Origin of the sequence: Nonlabens agnitus (assembly GCF_002994045.1) — a bacterium.
GTDB classification, from domain to species: Bacteria; Bacteroidota; Bacteroidia; order Flavobacteriales; family Flavobacteriaceae; genus Nonlabens; species Nonlabens agnitus.
In genome coordinates, this window is sequence record NZ_MQUC01000003.1 from 1434346 (window position 1) to 1446301 (window position 11956).

11 protein-coding genes are annotated in these 11956 nt (G+C 42.1%); 9 read left to right on the forward strand and 2 right to left on the reverse strand.

Features of this window, described 5'->3' with window-relative positions; all coding sequences use genetic code 11:
* Positions 1 to 17: 17 nt before the first annotated feature.
* The gene (locus tag BST86_RS06640) at positions 18 to 1769 is read right to left on the reverse strand and encodes an ABC transporter ATP-binding protein (protein WP_105982582.1); all 1752 of its coding nucleotides are present in this window, start codon (positions 1767 to 1769) and stop codon (positions 18 to 20) included.
* A gap of 132 nt (positions 1770 to 1901) precedes the next feature.
* On the opposite strand from BST86_RS06640, the gene BST86_RS06645 reads away from it, so the two are divergent.
* The 4 genes from BST86_RS06645 (at position 1902) to BST86_RS06660 (ending at position 4520) form a co-directional block, all read left to right on the forward strand.
* Complete coding sequence (locus tag BST86_RS06645) at positions 1902 to 2810, forward strand: ABC transporter substrate-binding protein (RefSeq protein ID WP_105982583.1); 909 nt, start codon at positions 1902 to 1904, stop codon at positions 2808 to 2810.
* Between the two features lie 115 nt (positions 2811 to 2925).
* On the forward strand, positions 2926 to 3729 hold the full coding sequence (proC, locus tag BST86_RS06650) for a pyrroline-5-carboxylate reductase (RefSeq protein WP_105982584.1): 804 nt from the start codon (positions 2926 to 2928) through the stop codon (positions 3727 to 3729).
* 63 nt (positions 3730 to 3792) lie between these two features.
* Positions 3793 to 4254, forward strand: coding sequence for a GNAT family N-acetyltransferase (locus tag BST86_RS06655; RefSeq protein WP_105982585.1), 462 nt, complete (start codon positions 3793 to 3795; stop codon positions 4252 to 4254).
* Positions 4255 to 4289: 35 nt separating this feature from the next.
* Complete coding sequence (locus BST86_RS06660) at positions 4290 to 4520, forward strand: hypothetical protein (RefSeq protein ID WP_242446482.1); 231 nt, start codon at positions 4290 to 4292, stop codon at positions 4518 to 4520.
* 48 nt (positions 4521 to 4568) lie between these two features.
* On the opposite strand, the gene BST86_RS06665 is transcribed toward BST86_RS06660, so the two are convergent.
* A complete protein-coding gene (locus BST86_RS06665) occupies positions 4569 to 4826 on the reverse strand; it encodes a type B 50S ribosomal protein L31 (RefSeq protein WP_055413054.1) in 258 nt (85 codons plus the stop codon).
* A gap of 151 nt (positions 4827 to 4977) precedes the next feature.
* Here BST86_RS06665 and BST86_RS06670 point away from each other — a divergent pair, with 151 nt between their 5' ends.
* The 5 genes from BST86_RS06670 (at position 4978) to BST86_RS06690 (ending at position 11954) form a co-directional block, all read left to right on the forward strand.
* Positions 4978 to 5469 (forward strand): DUF4199 domain-containing protein, encoded by a 492-nt coding sequence (locus BST86_RS06670; RefSeq protein WP_172443323.1) that lies wholly within the window; start codon positions 4978 to 4980, stop codon positions 5467 to 5469.
* On the forward strand, positions 5470 to 6432 hold the full coding sequence (locus tag BST86_RS06675; protein WP_105982588.1) for a glycosyltransferase family 2 protein: 963 nt from the start codon (positions 5470 to 5472) through the stop codon (positions 6430 to 6432).
* 52 nt (positions 6433 to 6484) lie between these two features.
* Positions 6485 to 8356, forward strand: a complete 1872-nt coding sequence (locus BST86_RS06680; RefSeq protein WP_105982589.1) for a hypothetical protein — start codon at positions 6485 to 6487, stop codon at positions 8354 to 8356.
* A 62-nt stretch (positions 8357 to 8418) separates the two neighbouring features.
* Positions 8419 to 10134, forward strand: a complete 1716-nt coding sequence (locus tag BST86_RS06685) for a phospho-sugar mutase (protein ID WP_105982590.1) — start codon at positions 8419 to 8421, stop codon at positions 10132 to 10134.
* Positions 10134 to 11954, forward strand: a complete 1821-nt coding sequence (locus BST86_RS06690; protein ID WP_105982591.1) for an ABC transporter ATP-binding protein — start codon at positions 10134 to 10136, stop codon at positions 11952 to 11954. The genes BST86_RS06685 and BST86_RS06690 overlap by 1 nt, the downstream gene beginning before the upstream one ends.
* Positions 11955 to 11956: the final 2 nt, after the last annotated feature.

Below are 11956 nucleotides of genomic sequence, written 5' to 3' on the forward strand. Positions count from 1 at the left end.
AAAGACTTTCATCAAGCTTAAATCCTAGCCTGATACGTATACAAATCAAAGTATCTGCCTTCTAGAGCGATCAGTTCTTCATGGGTGCCGCGCTCAGCGATTTCACCAGCTTCAATGACTAGAATTTGATCTGCTTTTTTGATCGTACTTAAGCGGTGAGCGATGACGATAGTGGTTCTATCCTTGACCAGTTCGCTCAGAGATTTTTGAATTAGCGCTTCACTTTCTGTATCTAGATTGGATGTAGCTTCGTCTAAGATGATGATTTTAGGATCGGCTAGTATGGCTCTGGCAATAGCGATGCGTTGACGCTGGCCTCCAGAAAGTTTGACGCCACGCTCGCCTATTAAGGTATCGAGACCGTCTTCAAAACGATCTGTGAATTCATTGACATAACCCGCTTTAACAGCTGCGAGCAATCGTTCCTCGCTAGCGTCTGGTCTTGGGAACAAAATGTTTTCCCTAATGGTTCCCTCAAATAGAAACTCATCTTGTAAAACCACGCCCAGATGCTTTCTAAAACTGGCTAGTTTCACTTTAGACATATCCTGACCATCAATGGTCACAACACCTTTATTGGGATTTAAAAACGTAGCCGATAATCCTGCAATGGTTGATTTTCCAGAACCAGAACTTCCCACCAGCGCCACTGTAGTACCAGCCATAGCTTCAAAAGAAATGTTATGGATGACCTCTTTACCTTTCTCGTATGAAAACGAAACGTTGTCAAATTTTAGGTTGCCTTTAAATTGGTCCAGTTCGATGGTGCGCTCGCCAATTTGATCTTCGGGCGTCAGGTTCATCAATTCTTCGGTTCGATCCAGTCCTGCAAGCGCTTCTGTAAGTTGGCTGCCTATGTTGCTCATTTGGATGATAGGCGCTATCATAAACCCCAATAAAATCGTGAAGAACAAAAACTCTCCTGTCGTCATATCGCCTTCCATCATAAAATAGCCACCTATTCCCATGATGCCTACTGACGCTAATCCTAACAAGAAAGTAGCACTACTGGTTACCAAAGCAGTAGACGTCAAACTCTTTTTGACATTTTGATAAAGCCGCTCCACGCCATCTTCAAAGATTTTGTTTTCTTGTTCCTCAGCGCCAAAACCTTTGATGACTCGTACGCCAGCGAGCGTTTCAGTAAGTCTACCGGTTACCTCGGCATTTATTTTTCCGCGATTTCTAAAAATGGGACGTATGTATTTAAAGGCTTTCAACGCAACAAATCCAAAAACTGCCACAGGCAAAAACACAAACAGCGTCATCCAGGCATTGATGCGTATCAATAGCACCAGCGAGACTACGGCTGTGATCGTACCGCCTACCAACTGTACCAATCCTGTCCCTATCAGATTACGTACACCTTCTACATCATTCATGATGCGGGAAACCAGCGCTCCAGATTTGGTGTTGTCAAAAAAACTAATAGGCAGTGAGAGTACTTTTTTCTGCACCTGGGCGCGAAGTTCTGAGATCAAATATTGGGCTTGCACGCTCAAAATTCTGGTCAATAAAAATGATGTAATCGCCTGCACCAGCAAGGCCAAACCTACCAGCCAGAGCAAATCATACAAGGCGTCAAAATCCTTATTGGGAATCACGTCGTCCAGCAGCGCTTTGGATTTCCAAGGCAACACAAGGCTGGCCAACCGACTAATAACGATGAGTACCAAACCAATCAGCACCAATTTTCTACGTGGCCAGATGATGGTTTTAAACGCAGATGTGATCGTCACCTTGCTTTGGGATTTGGAGGATTCTTTCATAGATGGTAAAGATAGAGTTTGTGGTGTGTCCGCTTTCGCGAAAGCGAACTCATATTAAACTTTTGTCAATTCCCTAAAGTGAGTCCACTAATCAATAAAGGGCATCTACCTTTAAGTCTTAAAATCACACCAATGAAGAAGATCACGCTTGCCCTGGACTGGACGCCTAACATCAATCACATAGGATTTTTTATCGCCCAAGAAAAGGGTTTTTATAAAGATGCTGGTCTCGATGTATCGATCGTCGATCCCATACAGGATGATTATAAGATCACACCAGCCAAAAAAGTAGAACTGGGCACTGCAGATTTTGCCCTATGCCCTACCGAAAGCATCATAAGCTATCGTACCAAAAATAGACCGTTTAACCTCACTGGTGTTGCTGCGATTTTAAAGAAGGATCTGAGTGCGATTGTGGTAAAAGGTGATAGCGGCATTGATTCTCCCAAGGATCTGGACGGCAAGCGATACAGTTCCTATCAAGCGAGATATGAGGACGAAATTGTACGACAGATGATCATCAATGATGGTGGTACTGGAACTTTTGACATAGGTTATCCTGAAAAATTAGGCATCTGGGAAACGATTCTGGATGGTTCCTATGATGCGACCTGGATTTTTATGAATTGGGAAGGCGTAGAAGCGCAAGGCACGGATCAACCGCTTCACTTTTTTAAGCTGGAAGATTACGATATTCCATATTCGTATTCACCAGTGCTCGTAGCAAACGGAGATCTTTTAAAAGATCATCACGAACCTTATAGAAAATTTATTGAAGCTACTCGTCAGGGTTATTACCACTGCAAGGATTACCCGCAAGAGAGCATCGCCTTGTTTCAAAAACACGTTCCCAGTACTGATGCTCACATAAATCTTGACGAGGCTTTACAATTGTCATTACCTAGTTTTTCGCCAGGCGACGATTGGGGCATTTTTGATCCAGCCGTTATTGAAAAGTTTGTGGATTGGATCTATTCCAAAAATCTTGAATCTAAGCCCGTAAAAGCAACCGATTTGTACACTAACGACTTGCTTAGTTAGAGCAAAAGCAGCCTTATGTTTACTGTAGCAAGTCCTAGCCATAGGTCAATTGACATGCCCTGAAAAACTTCTTTACTTGAAGTTATTATCTTAGGCGTTTCAAGCAATCGACCTTATGAGTATCCACAACAAAAAAATAGCCATCATAGGCTGCGGTAATTTAGGATTGTCCATTCTTAATGGATTACTGGCAGATCCCAGGATCAATCCTAAGAACATCACAGTTACCAAAAGGAAAACATCCAGTCTGGAACATCTAGCCAGCACCGGTATTCAAATCACCAGTGATAATCGCAAGGCAGCACAGGAATCTGAGCTTTTGATCGTGGCGCTTAAGCCTTATACCATTTTGGAGATTTTGGGAGAACTTAAAGATGTTCTGGATCAGGATCGACACATAATGGTCTCGCTCGCTACCGGTATTTCCTTAAAGCAAATACAATCCACGATAGATCTGAGCTTACCCATCTTTAGAGCGATGCCTAACACGGCTGCAGATGTTGGCGAATCATTGACCTGTATTGCAACCAAATCCAATGATGAAAGCGCTAAAGATTTAGTGACGCAATGTTTCAACAGTATTGGTAACTCCATTCACATTAATGAAGAGTTGATGGATGCCGCTACCGTGTTGGGCGCTTGCGGTATTGCCTATGTATTGAGATTTATGCGCGGTATGATTCAAGGTGGTATTGAGATAGGATTTGATGCACATACAGCGACCACCATCGTGACGCACACCGTTAAAGGTGCCGCACAGCTGCTTATAGAGCGCAAGCAACATCCAGAACACGAGATCGACAAAGTCACCACTCCTAAAGGCTGTACCATTGCTGGTCTTAATGAGATGGAGCATAACGGCTTTAGCAGCGCGCTTATTAAAGGGATCGTCACTTCGTATAACAAAATTGAAAAGTAGATGAAGGATATCGCTTTCGCGAAAGCGAACTATAACCATCACAAATCCATAATACAACTTTAGGTGAGTTTTGATTTACAAAGAACTAATGCAGATGACGTCCATTTCAAGTCATTGATACCATTATTGGACCAGTATTTATCGATCACCGATGGCGACGATCATGATTTCTACAATCAATTTAATCAATTGGAACAAATCAATCATGTGGTCGTAGCTTACAAAGATCAAAAAGCCGTAGGTTGTGGCGCCATCAAAAAAGTAGACGCACAAACTGTAGAAATCAAACGTATGTTCACGCTAGAGACGGTACGAGGTAAAGGTGTTGCTACCCAAATTCTTAAAGAGCTAGAAAAATGGGCCGAAGAACTAGGGTTCGACATCTGTCGGTTGGAAACTGGCATTCATCAACCAGAGGCCATTGCACTTTATAAAAAGAACGGTTATTCCGTCATTCCCAACTACGATCAATATGTGGGAATGGAGCTGAGTATCTGTTTTGAAAAGTCACTTCTAAAAAAATAAATGTTACTTGACTTAACCACAAAAATTAAAAGTTCATGCTATCGACTATAATTCCCATGCTCATCGACTCCACCATAAAAAATACTGGAATATCAACTGGAACCGCTTTAGGTTGCTCTTTGGCGGTTGTTTGTTCGTGGACGCGCAATAGATCCATCAAATGGGCCATTCTTGCTGGTATTCTCAATTGGTTTTACGTGATCTATTTTTATATCACGAGGGACGAGGCGCACGCAGGAAGGTCCAAGAAAAAAATAACGCCATAAAAAAAAGCCTCGCAAAATGCGAGGCTTTTTTTATGAAGTAAGCAGTCCTTAAGACTTCTTGTCAAATTTCTTGTATTTGTTTTTGAACTTGTCAATACGTCCAGCGGTATCGATAAGTTTTGTAGTACCCGTATAAAATGGGTGCGACGTTCTAGAGATTTCCAGTTTGATCAGCGGATACTCAGTACCGTCTACTTCAATAGTTTCTTTAGTGTTTGCGGTAGACTTGGTAATAAAAACCTCATCGTTAGACATGTCTTTAAACGCAACTAATTTATAATCTTCTGGGTGAATTCCTTTTTGCATGATCTTGTACTTTATTCTTTAGCGGCTGCAAATTTAATGTTTTAAATTAAATACACAATACCATAAGAAGCAAAAATACATCCTTTTCAACCATTTATTGACAGGTCCATAACGGTTATATTTGCATTCAAACCTCAAAGTTGACAATCCAGTGGATCAAATAGTAAAGAAAAATGCTGCTCTTTTAGGAATTATAGGCGCTGCCATCACCGCTTCCCTATACATTTATATCTGGCAAACCCAGGATTTCCAGAACATGACCATAGGCGTGGTTACCTTGGTCCTGCCGCTTGCCATAGGTATTGCAGCCCAGGTATACAGCAAGAATAAACTTGGTGGTTTCATCACCTTAAAGCAAGCCGTACTGGCCTACTTTCTTGCGGTGCTCCTCATTTTTGTGACAGAAGCCATTGTGAACTACCTCATCTATGTGGTTTGGGATCCCAGTGCGCAAGAAACGGTAAGATTGATGCAAGAAAAAATGGTAGCTGCCGAAAAAGCCACTTCAAACGCTGCTGTACAGGTAAGCGAAATTGACTATAGTGCCAAAGGTTACCTTATCGCTGCCACCTCAAAACTGTTGTTTTACACCGTTATAGGAATCATCACCGCATTTTTTATCAAGAAAAACCCGCAAGCTTAGATGCAGCTTTCCATCGTCATACCATTACTCAATGAGGCACAGTCCATCCCAGAACTACAGGAATGGATCGATAAAGTAATGGAGAAAGAAGAGCTGTCCTATGAGGTCATTTATATAGACGATGGTAGTACGGATGGTAGTTGGGATATTTTGAGTTCGCTTTCGCGAAAGCGAACCCACATCAAAGCCCTACGCTTTTTAAGCAATTATGGGAAATCACAAGCGCTACACGCAGGTTTCAGAGCTGCTCAAGGTGCTGTGGTCATCACTATGGATGCCGACTTGCAGGACAGTCCAGAAGAAATTCCTGCGCTATACCGTATGGTGGCCCAAGAAAATTATGATCTGGTGAGCGGCTGGAAAAAGGTGCGCTACGATTCAGTTATTGCCAAAAATATTCCCAGCAAATTATTTAACTGGGCAGCGCGCAAGACCAGTGGCGTCCAGCTTAATGATTTTAATTGCGGCTTGAAAGCGTATCGCAAGGAAGTCATCAAAAACATTGATGTTCATGGTGAGATGCACAGGTACATTCCCGTGCTGGCAGCAAATGCCGGCTATACCAACATTACCCAAAAGGTCGTCCAGCACCAGGCACGCAAGTATGGTGAGACAAAATTTGGTTACGACCGATTTATCAAAGGGTTTTTAGACCTAGTGACCATTGCCTTCATATCGCGTTTTGGAAAACGTCCCATGCACCTTTTTGGGACAATGGGATTCCTCATGTTTACCTTAGGTTTTTTCATCGCTATATATGTAGGTGGTTCCAAATTGTACAAAATGGCAGCAAACCTACCCTACAATCTCGTTACTACAAATCCATGGTTCTACATTGGGTTGACAGCAATGATTTTGGGGAGTTTGTTTTTTATCGCTGGATTTTTGGGTGAGTTGATCATAAGAACCGGACCTAGTCAGGATCGCTACACCATTGCCGATAAAACGCCTAGTAATAGCTAATTCTCTTGTTGCTATACAGTGATGTACTATTTTAGTGATCTAACTAGAATTCATGAAATACTGCATCACGCTTCTGTTTGTTCTGTCGTTGGCACTTGGTCACGCGCAAGATAATTTTGGTATTCAATTTCCCAATTCTGGAATGCGGGGCAATGTCTGTGGCTATTTTGAACAGGCATTTCAAAACAAACCCAAGGAAACCTCTTTTGTCATCAAAAGGGAAAACTCAAAACTGTTCTTTGAAACCAATGATGAGAAATGGTTCAAGCAGTTATTTAAAAATCCGCAAGATGGGATCGCTGTAGATATAGTTTCCAAGAATCGATATGAGTGTGAGGTAGATCCAGTTCCATCACAGATCAAAGGAAAACTACTGGCACCAGTGTATACTTCAGAACTTAAAAGAGGTCTAAAACCTCATGAAAACAAAAGATACCGAGTAGAAGTAGGCAACATTCCTACCTCTATGCTCAAGCAAGATTTGGAATTCAACATCCTTTTTCTAAACAACAATACCCTTTGCAAATACTACACGATTTTCAATCTGGCTTCATATCCTTGGGGTTTGTTGGATATGGGTGTTTATCTAGATTCTATTACTTATAAAAACGACAAGATTGTAAGCGATCAGGAGCAGGCCGTCACACGTTACAAAACCCTTCAATTCGTGATTCCGTTTGAGAAAAACAAGTCGGTTTATGACCCATCAGACATCAAGCCACTTTACGATTCCCTTAAACTAACCGATTTCAATATAAAAACTATCGATATCAAGGCGTACGCCAGCGTTGAAGGAAGTAAAGAGCGTAATATGGAATTGCAACAGGAACGCGGCAGCAGCATCGCCCGTTCCCTACAATCGTTTCAGTCTCCAGAGATTGAAACCAACATCACGACCTCAGAAAACTGGGTGGAATTCTTTAATGACATTGAAAAAACAACTTATCGTGACCTGAAATCTCAATCAAAATCACAGATAAAAGCTGCTTTGACTGGAGCAACAGCTTCAGCATTAGAACCTATTCTAGCCAATCACCGCAAAGCGGTAGTCACTCTAGAATTAGATAAAATCGATGTATACAAAGAACAGTCTATTCCAGAGTTGACGACTCTTTTTAATGCATCCATTGCTAACGACGAGCTTGAAGATGCCGTAGTGATTCAAAATTCCCTATTAGAAAAAATACGAGTTGCAGGCACGCCAGATGCCATCAAGAAGATCACGGTACCTCAACAAAAAAAGTATGTTGACTTCATCAATAAAAATATGATGTACGATTATCTCATGGATATACGCATGACGATGATTGCTTACAATAAATTAAAGGAACTAGCAGAATTAGATCCCAACAACCCAAAACTTCAATACAATCTTGCAGTTTTGAAATTTGTCATATGGAGAAACAATGCCGCACCCATAGATGCAAATCAATTCAAAAGTCAAATCGCAGATCTCAAGAATTACGGAATCAATCGCACGTTGATCAACCGTATGAATATCAATTATCATATTGTTCGTGCAGAGCGCGAGATGCGCAAACGCAACTTCAATGAAAAGGATAAAAGCGTTCTCAATATTTTGAGCACCTACAATCAAGTTCCATTAACTGATAGCGATTATTTGAGCCTGGCACAATTCCTAACCTATTATGCTCAAAATGGTGAGGCCATCAAACTTTTAGAGCCTAGAGCACAGGAAATCACTATTGATGAAGATCTTTTATTTTATTACCTCAATCTGACCCTTGTAGACAAAAGACTAACACAATCCAGTGCCTATCGCACCATAATGCTCAATGCGGTTAATTTGAATAAAGATTGTTATTGCAAGTTATTTGATCCTTCACTGGAAGGCGGCGTTACCTTTCAGTTGTTAGAAGATGCCTATCTCAAGAAAAGTTACTGCGAGAATTGTGTAAATTGAATTGCATTTAAAGGCTAGTCTTATAAAATACTACCTTTGTAAACCACACTATTTTTAGAAATATGGATAAGGAGCACATTCTCAAAACAGCACAGGCCTGGACTCGAGAGCCGTTTGATCAAGATACCATCTCAAAAACACAGAAGCTGATTACCTCACAGTCAGACGAGTTTCTGGAATCCTTTTATAAAAATCTAGAATTTGGTACTGGTGGTATGCGCGGTATCATGGGTGTTGGTACTAATCGCATCAACAAATATACCTTGGGCAAAAACACTCAAGGGCTATCGGCATATTTGAAGAAAACGTTCCCAGATGAGCAAGTAAAGGTGGCTATCGCTTACGATTGCCGTCATAACTCTAAAGAACTGGCCATCACGGTGGCAGAAGTTTTTAGCGCAAACGGCATACTAGCCTATATTTTTCCAGAACTGCGCCCTACACCACTACTTTCTTATACGGTAAAACGTAAAGGATGTCACGCTGGAATCGTACTAACTGCAAGTCACAATCCGCCAGAGTATAATGGGTACAAGGTATACTGGCAAGATGGTGGTCAACTCGTGCCGCCACAAGACAAGGAAGTACTCGACATAATTGAAAAGACACAATTTACGGACATCAACTTTGACAAGAATGATGACATGATCAAATACCTGGACGACAGCGATGATCAGGCTTTTATTGAAGACAGCGTTAAGGCAGGAAAAATTGCAGGTGACGTAGATCGTTCCAAAGTAAAAATCGTGTTCACCAGCTTGCATGGTACCAGCATCACAATGGTACCCGACACGCTCAAGGCAGCCGGATATACAAATGTTCATATCGTGCAGGAACAAGCCGTTCCCAACGGTGATTTCCCAACAGTAGAGTCTCCCAATCCAGAAGAGCCAGAAGCACTAGCACTTGCTGTACAGTTGGCCAACAAAATCCATGCAGACATTGTCATAGGTACAGATCCAGATTGTGACCGTCTGGGAATCGCCGTGCGCGACAACGATGGTCAAATGAAGTTACTTAACGGTAACCAGACCATGATTGCCATGACAGCACTGCTGTTGGAACAAACAGATTTGAAATCATTACGCAAACCGTTCATAGGTTCAACGATCGTGAGTACTCCCATGATGCATGCCTTGGCAGATGGTTATGATGTAGAGTGCAAGGAAGGACTCACTGGCTTCAAGTGGATTGCAAAGATGATCGTCGATTATCCAGATCAGGATTTCGTTGGTGGTGGCGAGGAAAGTTTTGGATACATGGTAGGTGATTTTGTTCGTGACAAAGATGCCGTCACTGCTACATTACTGGCTTGTGAATTGATCGCTTTCGCGAAAGCGAACCACACCACAGCCTACAAATACCTATTAGAGCTCTATGTAAAATACGGTTGCTATCAGGAACGACTGGTAAGTCTGGTGAAAAAAGGAATTTCAGGAGCGCAGGAAATCAAGCAAATGATGATCGATCTGCGTGAAAATCCACCAACCGAAATCGCCGGGAAAAAGGTGACCATCATTGAAGATTATCAAAGCTCGCAACGCACCAACAAGGATTTGTCCAAAACAGAAACCATGGACATCCCTAAAGCCAATGTGCTCATTTTCTATCTGGAAGATGGCAGTAAGATCGCAGCGCGACCTAGCGGTACAGAACCTAAGATCAAGTTCTATATGTCAGTCAAGGAACAGCTGGATCACGCAGATGATTATCCTGCGGTGCTGGACAAACTCAATAACAAATTAGACGCTATTCTTAAAAGTCTAGACATCAATTAATGAATTACTTCAAGGAAATCCTACAGTACGCCAGACCTTACCGTCGCTATGGCGTGCTTAATATTATCTGTAACATTTTTTATGCGCTTTTTGGCACGCTTACGTTTATAGCCTTGATGCCAGTGATGAAGGTGCTCTTTCAAAACACAGAACGTGTTACGGATAAACCCACCTGGAACGGATTGCTGGACGCCAAAGACTACCTTGAAAACTACGTGAACTGGTACACCACAACGGTGGTGGATCAGGACCAGGAACAGGCATTGATCGCGATGATCATCGTCATTGTGGTTCTCGCCTTGTTGAAAAATATTTTTGGCTACCTAGGTATGTATTTCATCACCTTTTTGCGAAACGGAGTTTTAAGGGATATTAGAAATGATCTCTATGAAAAAATAACCCATCTGCCCATCGCATATTTTTCAGAAAAGCGAAAGGGCGATGTCATCGTGAGGTCCAGCAGTGATGTAGAGAAGATCCAGACCAGCTTTCTATCCATCCTGGAATTAGTGGTCAAGGAGCCGCTTAATATCATTTTTACATTAGGTGCCATGTTATTGATAAGTCCTGCCTTAACTGGTTTTGTTTTGGTATTCATACCATTATCGGGATTTATCATTTCTAAAATTGGTAAAAAACTGAAAAGCCAGTCCACCTATGTGCAGGAAGAACAAGGTTACTTCACATCACTCTTGGAAGAAACCCTAAGTGGCCTCAAAGTGATCAAGGGTTTCAATGCAGAGACTCGGCTTAACGAGACCTTTCAAAAGAGTACCCATCGATTTTATAAGTATTCTAACGCCCTACAATTTAGAAAAAGTATGGCGGGTCCTGCCAGTGAATTCTTGGGTATCTGTGTGATTTCTGGACTTTTTTGGTTTGGAGGTAAAATGGTTTTTGGTGGTGATCTCAATGGAGAATATTTTGTTTCCTACATGGCGCTCGCCTACGGGATCCTAACACCGGCAAAGGCGATTGCCAAAGCTAGTTATGGCGTTAAGGAAGGTAATGCCAGTGCAGAACGTGTGCTGGAAATCCTGCATACAGAAAACCATATCAAGGATAAGGACAATGCTGTAGAGGTTTCCGCTTTCGCGAAAGCGGTACAATTCAACAATCTATCCTTTGCCTATGAAGATGAAGAAGTACTCAAAGACTTCTCGCTGGAGATTCCAAAAGGTTCTACCGTGGCTCTCGTGGGACAATCAGGAAGTGGGAAAAGCACCATTGCAAACCTGGTCACCAGATTCTATGATGTCTCCAAAGGCAGCATTAGCATCGATGGTCATGACATTAAGGATGTAAGCTTGAAAAGTTTGCGCAACCAGATGGCACTGGTCACTCAGGACAGCATCCTATTCAACGATACGGTTGCGGTAAACGTTGCGCTAAGCAACAAAAATGCTACCGATGAAGAAGTCATCGAGGCACTCAAAATTGCCAATGCCTGGGAATTTGTATCACAATTGCCACAAGGTATTCACACCAATATAGGCGATAGTGGTAACAAATTATCGGGTGGTCAAAAACAGCGATTGAGTATTGCTCGCGCGGTTCTCAAGAATGCCCCTATTTTGATCCTGGACGAGGCGACCAGCGCGCTAGATACAGAAAGCGAGCGACTGGTACAAGAGGCACTAGAAAATGTGATGAAGAACCGTACTTCCATCGTAATTGCGCATAGGCTAAGCACCATTCAAAAAGCCGATAAGATCGTAGTAATGAGCAAAGGAAAGATTGTGGAACAAGGCACTCATGAAGAATTGATAGCGCTACAAGGTATCTACAACAACCTAGTGAATATGCAAAGTCTGGCTTAAGC